We start from the raw sequence: 18,111 nt of genomic DNA on the forward strand, positions 1-18,111 counted from the left end.
GCCGGAGTTTAAAATAAGGTGAGTGATAATAATAAAAATGTTGTACTGAATTTTGGACCACAACATCCAGCTACCCATGGAGTTTTAAGATTAATCTTAGAAATGGATGGTGAGGTGATCAATAAAGCAGATCCACATATTGGCTTATTGCATCGTGGTACTGAAAAATTAATTGAGTATAAAACATATCTACAAGCTATACCATACTTTGATCGATTAGATTACGTATCGCCAATGTGCCAAGAACACGCCTTTGCCTTAACAGTTGAAGGATTGCTTGGCTGCGAAGTTCCAAGACGAGCTCAATTTATTCGAGTGATGTTTTCTGAACTTACCCGTATCCTTAACCACATCCTTAATATCACAACCCAAGCTCTAGATGTTGGTGCTACTACCCCTCTATTATGGTTATTTGAGGAACGTGAAAAAATTATGGAATTTTACGAGCGTGTATCTGGTTCTAGAATGCATGCAAATTATTTTAGACCTGGTGGCGTTGCCCAAGACTTACCAGATGATATATTAGAAGATATTCATATTTTTATTCAACAATTTCCTAAAAAATTACAAGATGTTGAAACCTTGTTAAATGACAATAGGATTTGGAAACAACGCCTAGTAGATATCGGAGTAGTAAGCCAAAAAGAAGCTATGGATTGGGGGTTTTCTGGTCCAATACTACGAGGCTCAGGTATCGCATGGGATCTTAGAAAAACCAATCCGTACGATGTATATGGTGAACTAGATTTTGACATACCAATTGGCAAAAATGGTGATTGTTATGATAGGTATTTGGTTCGCATTGAAGAAATGTACCAATCACTTAAAATTATACAACAATGTCTTGAAAAAATACCGAAAGGTAGTATTAAAACTGATGATCCTAAAATTGCCCCACCATCAAGAAAGCAAATGAAAGAATCGATGGAAGCAATGATTAATCATTTTAAACTTTATACTGAAGGATATAACGTACCACAAGGCGAGATATATCGATTTGTTGAAGCTCCAAAAGGCGAGTTTGGGGTATATTTATACTCTGATGGAAGCAACAAACCCTATAGATGCCGTATTAAAGCCCCTGGATTTGCTCATCTGCAAGGTTTAGACTTTATGTCGAGAGGCCATTTGATGGCAGATGTGGTAACTATTATTGCCAGTCTTGACATTGTTTTTGGAGAAATTGATCGATGAATGATGAACCAGTAAATTTCAGTTTTAATGATGAAAATTTAAAAAAAGCTCAAGATATTATTAAGAAATATCCTGAAAATAGACAGAAAAGTGCGATCCTACCGTTACTTGACCTTGCCCAACGGCAAATGAATGGTTGGTTACCTAAAGCATCGATAGAGTATGTGGCAAATTTTCTAAATATACCTTTCATCAGAGCTTATGAAGTTGCAACATTCTATACCATGTTTAATCTACAACCAGTAGGACGATATCACATACAAATTTGTGGTACTACCCCCTGTTGGCTAAGGGGGAGCGATAAAATTGCTACTATCTGTAAGAATAAACTGGCTATTAATTTCGGTGAGCTAACCAGCGATAAAAAGTTTAGCCTTACAGAAGTTGAATGTTTGGGTGCTTGTGTTAATGCACCAGTTGTCCAAATCAACGATGATTTTTTTGAAGAGTTAGATGAAGAAGGCATGGCTAAGTTAATTGATAGCCTTGCTTAAACTCTTGAGGAGTAGAATTTTGGGCTAGGAGCGATGGAGTACATAAGCGTCAGTTTAAGAAAACAATAATTGAAAAACCGTCATTGCGAGGAGACCGTAAGGTCAACGAAGCAATCCATTTTTAATCACTTTCCTGGATTGCTTCGTCGGTCTGGCAACCTCCTCGCAATGACATCTTATACTTTAACCTTTTTTCCGTGAACACTCACATTCAATCTACAACTGTAGTACTAAGAAGAAAACTTAGTATCTCACCTTATGCATGGCGTCATTGCGAGAAGCTACTTTAGTAGCGACGAAGCAATCTAATGTCAAACCTATTGAAGGTAATTTGTGGGAAATAAGGCTAAATGGAAAAGTAAATATAGCAAGATCAATCTATTTTTTAGCTCATAAGAAAAAAATAGTTATTCTTCACACTTTCATAAAAAAGACTCAGAAGCCCCCTAGAAAAGCATTGTTAATAGCAAAACAAAGAATAAAGGAAATAAATTATGATAAAATATGAATCATTAAGAGAAAAATTACTTGCTAATCCTGAAGTAAAAAAAGAATATGAAGCATCTTCTCTAGAGTATGAAATATCTTATGCTTTAATATTATCTAGAATTAAGGCTAACATGACTCAAGAAGAGGTGGCAAAAAAATGAATACCACCCAATCTGTAATAGCACGTTTAGAAAGCGGTAAACATTTTCCAAGTTTAAAAACAATTTATAGATATGCTATTGCAATAGATAAACCGATTAATTTACATGTACAACCATAGTATAGCCAATTCAGGAGAAGTAGATAGCAGGAGCGACGCCTATAAGTAATAGGCGAGCGACGAGTGATGACGTCACTAACTTCTCATCAATTGACTATAGTGAGGAATCTATGCTATAGCTAATATAAACCTATTTATTTTATTGATAAAATTTATGAATATTTTTGTTACCAATAACTGTCCTATAATATCTGCCCAAGCCTTGGATAACAAACGGGTAGTTAAAATGGTTTTAGAGACAGCCCAATTATTAAGTACCGCCATATTCATTAATAGTGGTGTTACTTATCAGCATATCTACAAACCAACTCACATGAAGCACCCATGTACTATCTGGGCGGCATTGAACATTGGCAATTGGGACTGGTTATTTCAGCATTTTTTAGCATTATGCGAAGAATATAGTTTTCGTTATAACAAAAAACATGCGACTACAAGGTTATTACCATATTTGTTAGAACATAGGGCTGATATTCAAGATGGCATAATAACTCCATTTGCTAATTGTACTAAATCAGAAAGTATGCAGGTGGATTTTAAGCATATTAGCGATCCTTGTGAAGCTTATAGAAAATATCTCAATGCAAAATGGCACTATGATAAATTACCACCGAAATGGATTAACAGAGAACCACCTTTATGGTATAACCCCCTATTTCTCATCAATTGACTATATACTGTAAAAATAATGAAAACAGCTATTAGTGTAGTATAAAAATCTGCTATATTTAAACAAAATTGATAATTATGGCATTACATTACATGAACAAGATTTATAAAACCCCGATATTTACACTATATTTGATATTAATTTGTCTCTTAATATTACCTATTAGACCTCTTGCAAAACTCGCTTATGCTGAGGAATTTGAAGGAGACGCGGAACGCAGAACCGCAGCTTACTCTAGTGTACGTGAGGATTCGAGTACCGCATCATTGTCCAAATTACCAGCAGAAGTAGAGTTAGGCAAGAGGTCTATTGTTACTGTTAAGGCAGAGTCTCCTGTTAAAGCAGTGACATCTAGCGCAGAGGGAAATAATAATATTACTCGCCATCCTGATACTAATGCAATAACCCTTGAAGCAAAGCAAGCAATAGTCATAGATTATGCTACAGGTAAAGTGTTGTTGGCAAAGAATGCTGATGAGCATATGTTTCCCTCATCAATGACCAAAATAATGACATCTTATCTTATTGAGGAGAAAATTCAGAAAGGCGAGGTGTCGTTTGATTCGCATTTTATTGTAAGTGAGAAAGCTTGGCGTATGGGAGGGTCAAAGTCTTTCATGCCTCTAGGTGAAATGGTACGTCTTGAAGATATTCTAAATGGTATTATTGTTCAATCAGGAAATGATGCTTGTATTGTAGCTGCTGAAGGATTGTACGGAACGGAAGAAAATTTTGTTGAGGCTATGAATTTACAAGCACAGAAAATAGGTATGAAGGATACTCATTTTGTTAATGCTAGTGGTTGGCCAGCAGAAAATCACTATAGCACTGCCTATGATCTTGCCATACTTAGTATGGCTCTTATTAAAAACCACCCGGAATTTTATCATATTTATAGTAAAAAATATTTTACTTTCGGTAAAGATCAAAAAGGTCGACCTATTACTCAAGGAAATCGTAATCTTTTATTATACAAAGATATTGGATGCGATGGTATTAAAACCGGTTTTACTGATAATGCAGGTTATGGTATGGTAGCATCATGTATAGATGATGGGCGTCGTTATATTATGGTTGTTAACGGTCTTAGTTCTATGAAAAAGCGAGCGGATGAATCTCTAATGCTATTAGATTGGATTAAGCAAAACTTTATTCACAAAAAGTTTTATGCTAAAGGTGATATAATAGAAGAAATTAATGTATGGCTTGGTGTAAAGGATAAAGTGCAACTTGTAGCAGCCGAAAAGTTATCAATGGTTGTGCCACGTTCTAACCAAGAAAAAATTGATATAAAAATATCGATACCGCCAACTGTTTCAGCTCCTTTAAAGGCTGGGGATATTGTTGGTAAAATAACTGTAATTGTTGACAATGATGTGCAAGAAATAGCTCTTCTTGCTAAAGAATCCATTGACAAAGTAGGATTTTTGAAGAGAATAGCTTGTTACTTTAATTATTTATTTTTTAACAAATAATTTGGTAATTGGCATTTTACTAAACTTATAATATTTATAATTATGACAGAGATAATCGATTCACAAGATTTAATTGACACTATCAGTAAACTTGAGAAGCTAGAGGAAGAGAAAAACGAGTTAACTGATCTAATAAAGGATGCTTATGAAGAAGCTAAACATAAAGGCTATGATATTAAGATAATTAAGCATGTTCTGAAACTTAAGAAAAAAGACAAAGATGATCTTGCTGAAGAAGATAGCCTAATAGAGATATATCGTGGAGCGTTGAATATTTAACAATTATAGTCAAACCATTAACTTTTACGTATCTTTAAAAAGGCTAATACAAATAGCATGCTAAATAAGGTAGTGAATAAAAAAAGATTGGACCAATCCATATAGTTTGCACAAATACCGGATAAACAGGATAAAATAATACGTACAAAGGAGCTAAAAGAAGAAATAATTGAGTATTGCGTGGCGATCAATTCGCCATTACATAAACTAGAAAGATAAATAACAAGAGTGGTATTACCAAGTCCGCAACAGAAATTCTGTACAGTAATTGTTATAGTAAATATAACTAGATCATGACCTACTATAGATAAAAACATTAGCATTAAGGGGGATAGTAATTGTAGAATACCGCATATTAGTAAACCTCGAGATATCCCTACTTTTGTAGTTAGAATACCGCTAATAATTCCCCCTAAGGTCATTAGCATGAATCCATAGGTTTTTGAAATAGAGGCAATTTCTTGGGAGGTAAAGGACAAGTCAATAAATAAGGGAGAACTCATTGCCATAGTAATTGAATCGCTTGCTTTATATAGAAAGACAAACAGCATAATGAATATCCAATTTGGATGGTGTCGTTTTAATAATAGTAAGCTATCACCAATGATTTTAGAATATTGGCTAAATGAAATTAAATTAGTAAAAATATGTTCAGTTTTTTTTGTAGCAGGCTCTTGCATGCATAAGATTATTAGTGGGGCAGCCATTGTTATAAAAAAGGTACATAGATATACGCAGTACCAATTAAAGAAGCAAGAGACATATAATGCTCCTGTACTATTAATCAGCATTCCTATGCGAAAACCAGTGCCACTGAAAGTTGTAGCAACTGAAAGCTCTTCCTTTGTTGCAGAGCGTTCTATACGATAGGCATCTAAAATAATATCTTGAGTTGCCGCACAACAGGAAATAGTAAAATTTAAAATGGCAGTAATAACGATGTTAACAGGGGGAGCTATAATTAAAAATCCACTAGTAGTAACTAATAAACATCCTTGTACAGCTAGTGCCCATCCTCGACGTTGACCAAATTTTTTACATATAATAGGTACAGAATATTTATCAATAAATGGTGCTAATATTGGTTTTAGGCAATATGGCATAGAGGTTAGAAACATTAAGCCAATAATATCAGTTGAATATCCTGCTTGTGATAATTGGTAATGAATAGTAAATGTGACCAATGAAAAATTTCCCCCCGCCACTATACCTAGCAAGAAGAAACAAATAAAATAAGAACTTATGCGATTAGTTAACATTCCGGAGTTATATCCACCTTTTTGGACAGTTATCTAACAAGTCTTCAGTGTTTAATGTATATAGTTAATTCAAGAGAAGTTGGTGACGTTGTCACTCATCGCTCCTAGCCCCAAATTCTCCTGAATTAACTATAGTTAGTCTTGGAAGATTAAATATCACAATTTCCTTCTTATTTCAATATAACATCTGCAATTAAGTTAATTAAACTCGATAATCAAGTTTTTTTTTTGCAGATTTGAATAAAATATAGGACAATGGTTGTCATCCCTGCGAAAGCAGGTATCTAAAAATGCCCTGAGGTATTGTAGATTCCCGCTTACGCGGGAATGACAAGGGAAAGAAGCGGGAATGATAATAGTGAACGGGGATGGCAATAGTGTTTGTTATGCGGGTGAGTTATATATTATATATCAAATCTTAGCCCAGCAATTATGTTATGAGTTCGATAACTAGTTTTATTTATTTCAACATCATTACATTTTGAAAATTTTGTTTGCCCATAATCTGCCAAGATATAGGCAACATCAATCCTTGCCTTTTCATTTAAACTAACAGACACTCCAGCAATTAGCTGATAAGCAAAATTATTAGCCTTCCTGGTAACTGAAGAATGTTTTTGCAGTGGAACAAAATTTGCAGCAGTCGGAGCATCACGACCCAATACCTCACCTGTGGTTATTTTTTCTTTTATTTGAGCCATCCCAACACCTGCTCCTACAAAAACAGAAGGAGAGTTAGCATCAGTATTTAAATCAACATAACTATTGACCAACACTGAGGTTATTTGCCCCCTATGTGTTCTTTTTAAAGTTATAGGGGCGTCAATTGTTTTCTCAACTCCTAATACGTTATAAGTTCTAGTACTAGTATTAGTAGAAGAGCCTTCAAGTCTTGGATTAGTAAAACCAAATGTTAGATCAGCTCTAACATTATTTGTTAGATAATAACCTACACCAAGATTAACATCTCCCCCAAACAGAGGGGTCATTTTTATATCGAGGATTTTGTCTCTTGTTTTCTGTAATAAAGCTGCACCAACCTCAGCTTTCACATAAAGCTGCCCTTCACTTGCAAATGATATGCTAGAAATCAAGCTAATAAACGTTACAACTGGAATTGATAATAATCTTTTCATATATTTTTATTATTTAATTTCTTAATTGTAAAAAAAAATTATATAATTTTTAATTCTTTATGCAAGCTAAATCTAAATAGATTGACAGCAGCAACCTAATGGTATATAAGTCTTTAACCTTATGTTTTGCATGATAGCCTTAAGCAATTAACGGAAAACTCTTAAGAATAGTTTCAGCTTACTAAAAGATCACTCTTTAAGTTGATATATAGTCAATTGATGAGAAGTTGGAGACGTTGTCATTCGTCGCTCGCCTATTACTTATAGGCGTCGCTCCATCACTCCTAGCCCCAAATTCTCCTGAATTGACTATATCTGTTGAGTTTTTTTTTTGTCTTAGGGAATCTTTATTATGACTATTATAAAGTCAAATTCATTTAGCAGCAAATTCAGAACTATCTTTTGGCCTATCCATAATCATGAACTCGGGAAATTCATACCGATGTGTGGTTTGATGTTCTGCGTCTTATTTAACCAAAATATATTAAGAATTTTAAAAGATAGTATTTTAATTTCAGAGATTAGTGCTGAAGTAGTCAGTTTCACTAAAGTTTATTGTGTAACACCTGCAGCGGCTCTATTCGTTATAATCTATGCTAAGATGCTTAATCATTATAGTTTTGAGAGGATTTATGGCTATTTAATTACCTTTTTTATTAGTTTCTTTATTGTTTTTGCTTTCATCATTTATCCTAATGTCCATATTTTCCACATTAATCCAAGTTCGCTGGAACAAATTATGGGGAATTATCCTCATTTAAAATGGTATATAGCTTTAATTGGTAATTGGAGTTATGTGGTTTTTTATACATTATCTGAGCTTTGGCCGAATATCTTTTATGTTTTACTGTTTTGGCAGTTTGCTAATGAGCTTACTACAACAGAAGAAGCAAAAAGGTTTTACACTCTTTTTTCATTATTTGGTAATTCTGCTTTAATATTTGTTGGCTTTTTGATGTCAAACTTATCATCTGCTAACACTATAGCTAAGTATTTTTTTACCGTACCGGACAATAAAACTATATTGGTAAAAATATCAACAAGTTTCGTGGTAGTTGCAGCTGTTATATCATATTTACTTGTAAGATTTATTAGCAAAAATGTTTTTACCAATCCAACATTTTATGCAAAGGCTAAATCTGCTAGATCGACTAAAGATGGAATGGGATTAATCGAAAGTTTTAGATATATCATAAGATCAAAATATTTATGGTTAATGCTAATTTGCTCTGCTGCTTTTGGTTTATCAATGAATTTGGTAGAAGCCGTATGGAAAGCAAAAATAAAAGAATTATACCCCACTGTTAATAGTTATGCAGAATTTAATAGTCTTTATATTCTTTGGACTGGGGTTACTATCATGATAATGACTATAATAGGCAACAATATAATGCGTAGTCATAGCTGGTTTGTGGCGGCTGTAATTTCGCCAATTATCATGATGGTTACTGGTACATTATTCTTTATTTTAATCGTGTTTGACCATCAAATATTGTCTCTATTTGACAGTGCTATTCTTATGACCCCACTTGCTCTTGCGGTATCAATTGGTGCTTTACAGAACATTCTAGTGAAAGGTACTAAATATTCAATTTGGGATACCTCTAAAGAGATGCTATATATCCCTCTAGACAAGGAGCTAAAAACCAAGGGTAAAGCAGCTGTTGACGTTATTAGCTCGAAAGTTGGTAAATCTTCGAGCGGATTAATACAGTCAGTTATTTTTACATTAGTACCAACAGCAACTTTTAGTTCTATTTCACCATTTTTAATGGTAGTATTTATCGTTGTTTGTATTACCTGGATTTACTCGGTAAGAAAAATATATTTTGAGTATAAGAAAATTGTCTAATCTATCAGGTTCTTATATATAATAGACCTCTTGCATAACCTAAAGATAATTGAGGAATTTTTAGGAAAAACGAAGTCGAGTACCGCAGCATACTATAGTCAATTCATGGGAATTTGGTGCTAGAAAACTGTCTCCTAGGATAATTACAAAAGATTTGTTTTCTAAGCCTTAAAAGAGAAAAATCATGCAACAATTTAGTTTTTATCACACTACTGAAGGATTAATATATAAGACAAGCTGTCTTTTAGTAGAAAAATCTTACCATAGCAATTTGAGAATTGTGGTTTTAGTTCCAGATATTGAAGTACAAGAATCACTAAATAAGATGATATGGACTTATTCTAGAAAACAGTTTATTCCGCATGGTAGTAAACTTGATCCATTACCAGAAAAGCAACCAGTCTATATTACTCACCAGTTAGAGAATCCTAATCAGGCTACCATCCTAATAATTATTGCCCCATTTGATATACAAGAAATTCTTAATAACAAAAATTTTGCACATTTTCAGAGAGTAATTATAATATACGATGCTTTAGATAATTTAAGTTTAATAATTAAAACAATAAATGAACTAACTATTGCAACACCGATAATTGATTGTTATAAACAGAGTCCAATGGGAACGTGGAGTAAGATTTAATATACTAACCTGATTAGTATTAGTTCGTCATTGCGAGGAGCTGCTTTGCGGCGACGCGTCAATCTATAAAAGAGATTAGAAAGGATTGCCGCGTCGCTACTAAAGTAGCTCCTCGCAATGACGTATGTACCTATAATTCGTCATTGCGAGACCATGTAATGGTCGAAGCAATCCATTTTTAATCTCTTTTCTGGATTGCTTCGTCGCCGCAAAGCGGCTCCTCGCAATGACGAACTAATAGTAATCAGGTTAGCTATATTATTTTTTTGAAGGAACAAATAAATTTACCAATATGCAAAAATTATCATTTCAACAAATTATCATGACCTTGCAAAATTATTGGCAGGATTATGGCTGTGCAATTTTACAACCATATGATGCTCACGTTGGAGCTGGCACTTTTCACCCTGCCACTGTATTACGAACTCTTGGTAAAAAACCTTGGTTTGTAGCTTTTGTTCAACCTTCTCGGCGTCCTCATGATAGTAGATATGCCATGCATCCTAATAGAATGCAGCATTATTATCAATTTCAGGTTATACTAAAACCATCTCCTGACGATATACAACAACTATATTTAAAAAGCCTTGAATGTCTTGGTATAGATTTGCAAAAACATGATATTAGGTTTGTTGAAGATGATTGGGAGTCTCCTAGTCTTGGAGCTGCCGGACTTGGTTGGGAAGTATGGTGTGATGGTATGGAAGTATCGCAATTTACTTATATGCAACAAATTGGTGGTATTGATTGTCGCCCAGTGGCTGGTGAGATTACCTATGGTTTAGAGCGTCTGGCACTTTATATACAAGGTATCAATGAAGTTAAAAATATTGACTGGAATGGTCAGGTTGGAGAAAAAGCTTTAACCTATGGTGAAGTAGATTTTGCTGCTGAAAAGCAATGTTCTAAGTTTAATCTAGAATTAGCTGACACAGCAATATTATCTCAGCATTTTATTGATAGTGAAAAACAATGTAATGAATTAATTGCCGCAGATTTACCGTTACCAGCCTATGATTATTGTATTCAAGCTAGCCATCTTTTTAACCTGTTAAATGCTCGGGGAGTAATTAGCGTAACAGAGAGAGCCTCTTACATACTCAGGATACGTAATTTGGCAAAAATATGCTGTCATAAATGGTTAGAACTAGAAGATAAAGAAGAGTTGATATGAGTGAGTTATTATTAGAGCTTTTTAGCGAAGAGATACCAGCTTTGATGCAAAAAAATGCAGCCGAAGCTTATAAAACTATATTTACAACAATCTTACAGGAAAGTGAGATTGTTGCTGATGTTCAGGTATTTATTGGACCTAGGCGTATTGCTATATATATTACAAATTTACCGAAATTTATACCAGCAAAAGAAATTATCATAAGAGGACCAAAAGTTTCGGCAGCACAACAAGCTATAGAAGGATTTTGTCGAGCAAATAATATTGAGCAAAATAAATTGTCTACGCTATTAGTGCAAGGGCAATTATATTATATAATAGTAAAGAGTACCGCAGAAACCGATATACGAATATTATTGCAAGAGATAATTCCTAAAGCAATTAGTAAGTATATTTGGTTAAAATCTATGTATTGGGGGAATTATGATATAAGTTGGATTAGACCGGTTAGGAATATTTTATGTATATTTGATGGTGAAATACTAGCAATTAAATATGGGCATTTGACGGCAAATAATATTACTTTTGGGCATAGGTTTCTTAGTTCCGAACCGATTGTTATAGGCAGTTTTTCTGAATACCAGAATAAGCTACGGGAAAGTAATGTCATTATTGATCAACAAGAACGCAAGGAGATAATAAAAAATCAGCTATCAGAAATAACCAAACCACTTAATTTAGTAATAAAAGATGATGAGAGATTATTAGAAGAAGTAACAGGGCTAGTAGAATTGCCAGTAGTTATGGTCGGTAAAATACCTGAGATATTTTTAACGTTACCTAGTGAAGTACTGATTAGCTCAATGCGTACCCATCAGAAATATTTTAGTACTTTTGACCAGGCTGGTAATTTCGCCCCTTATTTTCTTTTTGTTAGTAATATGCGACATGATCAAAATATTATAGTAAGTGGTAACGAAAAGGTATTGGCTGCTAGATTATCTGATGCTTTATACTTTTATCAGCAGGATTTGTCTAACAGCTTAGAATCTAGATTATTAAAACTTGAGCAGATAACTTTCCACGCAAAGATTGGTAATATAAGACAAAAAACGGAGAGAATCGCTAATATTTGTAATTATATAATAGACTTCCTGGATAAGTCAGAGATAGTTGAGGGATTTTTAGGAGAAACGAAGCCGAGTACCGCAGCGTACATAGACGTACGTGAGGAACGGAGGCGAGTTTCGACGACAAAATCACCAACTAGATCGACTTATCCAGGAAGTCAGGATTTGCAAATAGCAGCTAGAATTTGTAAAAGCGACCTAACAACTGAAATGGTAGGAGAATTCCCCGAATTGCAAGGTATTATGGGATATTATTACGCCAAATCTGAAGGGTTAAATGATCAGATTGCCTTGGCAATAAGAGACCATTATAAACCACAAGGTCCATCGGATAGTTTACCAATGGGGGATACTGCAATATTGGCTATTGCCGATAAATTGGATAGTTTAGTAGGTTTGATATTAATAGGAGAAGAACCAAGTGGCTCAAGAGATCCTTACTCACTTAGACGACAAGCATTAGGTATTATTAGGACAATTTTAGCTAATAAACTAACTATTAATATTAAGCAATTAGTGGCGTATGTAATTCAGCTATACTCTGAAGAGAACATAACATATAATAAAAGTAGTCAGATAATTTTAGAGTTTTTAGAAGAGCGAGCCAAGTATTATTTCAAAAATCATTATGATCTATCGTTAATTAATGCCGTGCTTGATTTTGATATTGAAGGAGATTTAATGATTAGCGAAATAAAGCTTAGTGCTTTACAAAAGTTTCTAGCTGGATCTGAGGGTAAGAATTTATTAACTATTTACAAAAGAGCAAATAATATATTAGAAGGTAATAATATAGCAGGAGATGTTAATCAGGAGGCTTTTATTTCACCATATGAGCAACAATTATTTTTATCGTTGGGAAACGTTTCTAAGCAAATAGACATATCCATTGCCGAAAAGGATTTTACTAAAGCATTGAGAGGACTACTGGAAATGTTGAAACCTATCAATGATTTTTTTGATAATTTGATGGTTAAAGATGAAGATCGTACAATTGCTAATAATCGTTTATTGTTATTAAAAATGGTTAGACAATTATTTAATAAATTAGCAAAATTTAGTGTTTTATGATTAGTACAAATGAATTAGATTGGTGTCTTAAACGCCATTGTGAGGAGTCGTTTTTTGGTTCAATCGTCATTGCGAGAAGCCACTTTGGTGGCGACGAAGCAATCCATATGATAAGCTTCATGGATTGCCACGCTCACGTACGTTCGCTCGCAATGACCTTTAAGTTAGGCAATTAGGGAAAGGAGATAAATGTTGACGACAAAATTACCCACTAAATTGAGTTATGTAGCAAGTCTATTAGATCAGGCTGCCAAGTTTATTAAATCTGGTAATATAGTAGCCTTTCCCACAGAAACAGTATACGGACTTGGAGCAGATGCTAGTAATGAGCAAGCTTGTCAGAAAATTTTTAAGGTAAAAAAACGTCCAAGCATAAACCCTCTGATTGTTCACGTGGCAACCATGAGCCAAGCTAAAACTATCGGGGAATTTAATGCAGATGCTCTTAAATTAAGTGAAGTATTTTGGCCTGGACCTTTATCGATTGTTGTGCCATTAAAAAGTGAAGCCAATATCGCTAAATCAGTATTAGCCGGACTAACAACGGTTGCACTCCGTATACCATCGCATAATATTGCTTTGGAGCTAATAAGAAAATCTGACACACCGATAGCGGCACCTAGTGCTAACCCATCAGGTTACATTAGTGCTACTACTCTAGATCATGTAAAAGAGCATTTTTCAGGTGAGAAAGATGTTTTTATTTTAGAAGATAATTCGAGTGATTATAAGTGTCAATATGGTATAGAATCAACCATAGTAGATAGTACTACTAATAACTTAACTATTTTGCGAGACGGTTTTATTACGTTGGAAGCGTTAGAGAAGGTTCTTGGTAAGAAAATAGACAAAGCTCCTTCCTTGATACAAATTAAAGCCCCAGGGATGATCAATAAACATTACTCACCAAAAGTGAAAATGAGACTGAATGCAGAGAGTTTGGAAGCTAATGAGGTAGGTCTTAATTTTGCTAATAGTAAGCTGGATGGCAATTTCTCGCTTAATTTAAGTTTAACTGGAGACTTAATTATCGCTGCTAGCAACTTATTTGCCAGTCTTAGAATATTGGATAATTATGCAGAATTAAATGGATTAGCAATTGCCGTTGCCTCTATCCCACAAATTGGTATCGGTGTTGCAATTAATGACAGACTTAAAAGAGCGGCAATAAAATGACCTCTATATTTACTAAATTAAAACAGGTATTAGTCAATAGTTCCAATAAAATATCTTCGGGCATTGACCAAATATTTTATAAAAAAAAACTAGATGAGCAAACTTTAAGTGAATTAGAGGAGTTGTTAATATCGGCAGATATAACTGCTTCTGTGGCAATAGAACTGGTCAATAAACTAAGAACTATCAAATTTGATAAAGAAGTAAGTAGCTTGGTAATAAAAGAGCAGCTTGCCAACATTATCGAGCAATTATTGATCAAGGCTAGTAAAAATTTTGAATTACACGATAAAAAGCTTAATGTCATACTAGTCTGTGGCGTTAATGGTTCAGGAAAAACTACCACCATAGGTAAGCTGGCTAGTATTTATCGTAAACAAGGTAAGAAAGTAGCAATTGCCGCTTGTGATACATTTAGAGCCGCCGCTGTTAATCAATTATCTAGCTGGGCTGATAAAAGTGGTTCAATGTTTATCACCGGCGAAGAATCAGCTGAACCTGCTAGTGTTGCTTATCTTGCTATGCAGTCTTCCATAAAAAATGATGTGGATATATTATTTATTGATACAGCTGGTAGGTTACATAACAAGAAGAATTTGATGGAAGAACTTGCCAAAATTGTTAGAGTTATTAAGAAAATTGATGATACAGCTCCCCACCATAGTATATTAGTAATTGATGCAACTACTGGACAAAATATCTATAACCAAGTCGAGCAATTTACTGCTATTGCTAATATAACAAGTCTGATAGTTACTAAATTAGATGGTACGGCAAAAGCTGGTGTAGTGGTTGGTGTGGTGCAAAAATTCGCCTTACCAGTATGTTTTTTAGGGATAGGAGAGAAGGTAGATGATTTAAAGCCGTTTGATCCGGCTGCATTTGCTAGTAGTTTAGTAGGGAATTAAATTGGCATCATTGCGGGGAGCTTTTAGAACAATGAAGCAATCCATAACAAAAATCCAGATGTCACCCCTGCTTCGGTGCGGGGTCTAAGATTCCGCACCGAAGCGGGAACGACAATTTATGGATTGCTTAGCTTTAGGAGGCTGTCTCCGATAACTAATTAATTAGTTATTGCAGGCAACCTCCTAGGAAATGAAAGAAAATAAGCAATATCGCAAAAATAATGAAAACAGCTATTAGTGGAACAAAAAAATCTGTTATATTATAGATATAACCGAATTTAGAGTAACTTGTTATATCGAATTCAGGTTATAGTTAATTCGATATAATTACTAATTAACAGGCACAATGTGGCAGATACTATTCAAACAAATCCTAAACAACGCTGGAAAGATGCAATAGGGAAGTTTAAACAAGCAATAATACCTGAGGGACATGATCACGATGGATTAGTTGACTGTGTTAGAGTAAGGGTGTCAGGTACTATACAGCAAGATAGCATTATGCCATATCTTGAAGAAATTGCTCAAGCTAAGCAAACTCTTGACGGTAATGAATATCCAATTCTACGAATGAACAAAACTGAGTTAAGAAATCATCAACTATTTTATGATACACAATCGAATAGTTTAGTTGATAATAGCAATCAAACCGCCACTACCCTTGGTAAGGAAAGTAAAAATACTAAAAACATTCAAGCTTTTGTAATGGCAAAAGATGGATCGCTTTATATTGGTAACCACAAAGGACAATATAGTCCAATAGAGCCTACTCTAACGCATGCTTCATTTTTAGGTGGTAGACCAGCAGAATTGGCAGGAACGATTAGTATTAATGAGAATGGTAAGATAGATATGATTAGTAGCGATAGTGGTCATTATGCCCCTGAACCATTAGATATGTACCGAGGAATTAAAAAATTACAAAAATTAATGCCAGAAATTTTTACTCCAGATTCTAAAATCAACTATTATAACAAAACTACTCATAATATGAAAATGAGTGAATTTTTAGAAATGATGGAGAAACCTACTATTAATGGTATACCGCTAAATCAAGAACTTAGAAATGAAAGAATTAAACAAATAAAAGAATATACAGAAAATCTAAAAAATGCTGTTTCGATAAAGATTGTTAGTAATGAAGCGAATTTACCAAACATTATAGCAAATTTAACTAAAGAAAAACAACAAGAATTAGTAGAAGGGCTAAAGCAGCCAATGGTTAGCCTATCCGTGGTCGATTCTGAACAGAAGCCTAAAATTTATAGTGTATCTGATCTAACAATTTCGATTCTAAATTCTGGTAGACCAGATTCTATGCAAAAATTATTGGACTCTGGGATTACCAATAGAAAAGAATTTTATGAAATGAGACCTTTAGATTATGCCGTTTCTCAAGGTAAAACAGATATTGTAAAAACGATGCTTAATAATCCGAATATGCAGGAATCTTTAAAACAACAACCATCTAACTTAATACCGACTGTCTTGCATATATCAGCCGCATTTGGTAATACTGATATAATAACTGAAATACTAAAATATCCTGTAGGACGTGAGCTTTTAACCAAAAAAGACTTTAACGGTGATACTCCTTTGGAAATTGCTAATAGACGTGGCAACAATTTAGCAGTTAATATTCTAGAGAAAGAATATTTTGAATCAGCTAAAGAACAATTAGCAAAATATTTTAAAACACAGATGGAAGGTAAGGAAGTTATTACTACGGCTCATCAGAATGAAATGAAAAAGGATGTAATAGCGATATTATCTCCTATGATTACAAAAAATGGAAAGTATTATGATATTACAGAAGTTGCCGGATCGATAGTTAGAAAGTCCGCTAAAATTGCTGATAAAAAATTAGATTGGAAACAGAAAATTGCAGAAATAGGTGATATTATAAAGGACGCATTGCCAAAAATCTTTTTTAACAAGAGAGAACAAAAATTTAAAAATATATTAAATGACAAGAATATTATAACTGAATTACAAAAACTCCGCAAAGATTATCAAGTAAAGAATGATAATAGTAATATAAAAAAAATAACTCCAATATCAGCAATCAAAACTATAAAAAATAAGGAAGATCAAATTATCAAATCGTGATAGATCATGATTATGATTGCTTTTATCCCCCGAGTTTATATCCTAAAATATTTGGGTGGACGAATAAAATTCGTATGATATTTTTACTTACTTGCAATCTTTAATTCCGGTTTACAAAATGTCCTCTGAAAATGCAATATTTTTAGGTAACCATGAAAATGGCAAACCTCTATATGCCAAAGGTTATCAACATATTTTATTACTAGCACCACATGGCTCTGGTAAAGGGGTATGCTTATTGATGGATGAGTTTTATTCAGTTGGCAAATTGGAAATGTTTACATCATGTTTGCCTTATTTTCGTGGTTACAAAATTAAACTATTCTTGATATCGTCAAATATTGGCAAAATAGAGGAAGTTTATGGTGAAAATGAAACTAAAAATATTATATCAGACTGTCCGTGTAAAATAGCATTTGGGGCTAATAATTATAAAACGGCAAATCTTATATCTGAAATATGCCAAGATCGGGAAAAAAATACAGAACTGCTATCCTGGGAGCAAGTCATGAGTTTGCCAGTAGATTCTCAAATTATTTTAATGGACAAAGAACAACCTGTAATTTAAAAAAAGTTTTCTATTATGATGACGAGGAAATGAAGAAAAAAATTATTGCTCCAGCGGTGTTGTGGTGATTTGTAGAGCTAACTTGGTTGGCATTATGCCGTCATTAGCGAGGAGCCACTTTGGTAGAGACTAAGCAATAAATTGTTATTCCCGTCCACTATTGTCATTCTTAGCAACGACGGGAATCTAGCCCCCTACCTACGCAGGTATGACACTAATACTACAGTTGTAGATTGAATGTGAGTGTTCACGGAAAAAAGGTTA

Annotated in this window: 18 protein-coding genes; 16 read left to right on the forward strand and 2 right to left on the reverse strand. The window is 33.9% G+C overall.

The features are described from left to right. Positions 1 to 18 precede the first annotated feature (18 nt). From nuoD to ACQH6S_RS05945, 8 genes are all read left to right on the forward strand, one after another. Positions 19 to 1,194: an NADH dehydrogenase (quinone) subunit D gene (gene nuoD / locus ACQH6S_RS05910; protein ID WP_341748793.1), complete on the forward strand. Its 1,176-nt coding sequence runs from the start codon at positions 19 to 21 to the stop codon at positions 1,192 to 1,194. After that, positions 1,191 to 1,688, forward strand: a complete 498-nt coding sequence (nuoE, locus tag ACQH6S_RS05915; protein ID WP_094649218.1) for an NADH-quinone oxidoreductase subunit NuoE — start codon at positions 1,191 to 1,193, stop codon at positions 1,686 to 1,688. The genes nuoD and nuoE overlap by 4 nt, the downstream gene beginning before the upstream one ends. A 262-nt stretch (positions 1,689 to 1,950) precedes the next feature. Next, complete coding sequence (locus tag ACQH6S_RS05920; RefSeq protein ID WP_425360198.1) at positions 1,951 to 2,196, forward strand: type II toxin-antitoxin system RelE/ParE family toxin; 246 nt, start codon at positions 1,951 to 1,953, stop codon at positions 2,194 to 2,196. Further along, positions 2,183 to 2,338, forward strand: coding sequence for a hypothetical protein (locus ACQH6S_RS05925; RefSeq protein ID WP_157905664.1), 156 nt, complete (start codon positions 2,183 to 2,185; stop codon positions 2,336 to 2,338). Before ACQH6S_RS05920 ends, ACQH6S_RS05925 begins: the two co-directional genes overlap by 14 nt. After that, positions 2,335 to 2,457 (forward strand): helix-turn-helix domain-containing protein, encoded by a 123-nt coding sequence (locus ACQH6S_RS05930; RefSeq protein ID WP_133062932.1) that lies wholly within the window; start codon positions 2,335 to 2,337, stop codon positions 2,455 to 2,457. The genes ACQH6S_RS05925 and ACQH6S_RS05930 overlap by 4 nt, the downstream gene beginning before the upstream one ends. Before the next feature lie 142 nt (positions 2,458 to 2,599). Then, on the forward strand, positions 2,600 to 3,127 hold the full coding sequence (locus ACQH6S_RS05935) for a pyrimidine dimer DNA glycosylase/endonuclease V (RefSeq protein WP_425364417.1): 528 nt from the start codon (positions 2,600 to 2,602) through the stop codon (positions 3,125 to 3,127). A 77-nt stretch (positions 3,128 to 3,204) separates the two neighbouring features. Beyond that, the gene (locus ACQH6S_RS05940) at positions 3,205 to 4,602 is read left to right on the forward strand and encodes a palindromic element RPE1 domain-containing protein (RefSeq protein ID WP_425360199.1); all 1,398 of its coding nucleotides are present in this window, start codon (positions 3,205 to 3,207) and stop codon (positions 4,600 to 4,602) included. Between the two features lie 42 nt (positions 4,603 to 4,644). After that, on the forward strand, positions 4,645 to 4,881 hold the full coding sequence (locus ACQH6S_RS05945; protein ID WP_094649222.1) for a GapR family DNA-binding domain-containing protein: 237 nt from the start codon (positions 4,645 to 4,647) through the stop codon (positions 4,879 to 4,881). 17 nt (positions 4,882 to 4,898) lie between these two features. Here the strand turns inward: ACQH6S_RS05945 and ACQH6S_RS05950 are convergent, their stop codons facing one another. Together ACQH6S_RS05950 and ACQH6S_RS05955 are read right to left on the reverse strand one after the other, a co-directional pair. Beyond that, entirely contained in the window at positions 4,899 to 6,140 is a 1,242-nt protein-coding gene (locus ACQH6S_RS05950; protein WP_425360200.1) for an MFS transporter, read from the reverse strand. A 404-nt stretch (positions 6,141 to 6,544) separates the two neighbouring features. After that, complete coding sequence (locus ACQH6S_RS05955) at positions 6,545 to 7,276, reverse strand: outer membrane protein (protein ID WP_425360201.1); 732 nt, start codon at positions 7,274 to 7,276, stop codon at positions 6,545 to 6,547. 352 nt (positions 7,277 to 7,628) lie between these two features. Here ACQH6S_RS05955 and ACQH6S_RS05960 point away from each other — a divergent pair, with 352 nt between their 5' ends. The 8 genes from ACQH6S_RS05960 (at position 7,629) to ACQH6S_RS05995 (ending at position 17,847) form a co-directional block, all read left to right on the forward strand. Continuing rightward, on the forward strand, positions 7,629 to 9,128 hold the full coding sequence (locus ACQH6S_RS05960) for an Npt1/Npt2 family nucleotide transporter (RefSeq protein WP_094649768.1): 1,500 nt from the start codon (positions 7,629 to 7,631) through the stop codon (positions 9,126 to 9,128). Positions 9,129 to 9,312: 184 nt separating this feature from the next. After that, the gene (locus ACQH6S_RS05965; RefSeq protein ID WP_425360202.1) at positions 9,313 to 9,771 is read left to right on the forward strand and encodes a DNA polymerase III subunit chi; all 459 of its coding nucleotides are present in this window, start codon (positions 9,313 to 9,315) and stop codon (positions 9,769 to 9,771) included. Between the two features lie 292 nt (positions 9,772 to 10,063). Next, entirely contained in the window at positions 10,064 to 10,945 is an 882-nt protein-coding gene (locus ACQH6S_RS05970) for a glycine--tRNA ligase subunit alpha (protein WP_425360203.1), read from the forward strand. Between the two features lie 44 nt (positions 10,946 to 10,989). Next, positions 10,990 to 13,086 (forward strand): glycine--tRNA ligase subunit beta, encoded by a 2,097-nt coding sequence (glyS, locus tag ACQH6S_RS05975; RefSeq protein WP_425360894.1) that lies wholly within the window; start codon positions 10,990 to 10,992, stop codon positions 13,084 to 13,086. Positions 13,087 to 13,278: 192 nt separating this feature from the next. Beyond that, positions 13,279 to 14,262, forward strand: coding sequence for an L-threonylcarbamoyladenylate synthase (locus ACQH6S_RS05980; RefSeq protein WP_425364418.1), 984 nt, complete (start codon positions 13,279 to 13,281; stop codon positions 14,260 to 14,262). Then, complete coding sequence (gene ftsY, locus ACQH6S_RS05985; RefSeq protein ID WP_375333293.1) at positions 14,259 to 15,170, forward strand: signal recognition particle-docking protein FtsY; 912 nt, start codon at positions 14,259 to 14,261, stop codon at positions 15,168 to 15,170. Before ACQH6S_RS05980 ends, ftsY begins: the two co-directional genes overlap by 4 nt. 348 nt (positions 15,171 to 15,518) lie before the next feature. Then, a complete protein-coding gene (locus ACQH6S_RS05990; protein ID WP_425360205.1) occupies positions 15,519 to 17,279 on the forward strand; it encodes an ankyrin repeat domain-containing protein in 1,761 nt (586 codons plus the stop codon). Between the two features lie 118 nt (positions 17,280 to 17,397). Then, positions 17,398 to 17,847 carry a type IV secretory system conjugative DNA transfer family protein gene (locus ACQH6S_RS05995; RefSeq protein ID WP_425360206.1) on the forward strand — a complete coding sequence of 150 codons (450 nt, stop codon included), beginning with the start codon at positions 17,398 to 17,400 and terminating at the stop codon, positions 17,845 to 17,847. Positions 17,848 to 18,111 lie beyond the last annotated feature (264 nt).

This window comes from Candidatus Tisiphia endosymbiont of Mystacides longicornis (genome assembly GCF_964031095.1).
In the GTDB taxonomy this organism is placed as follows: domain Bacteria; phylum Pseudomonadota; class Alphaproteobacteria; order Rickettsiales; family Rickettsiaceae; genus Tisiphia.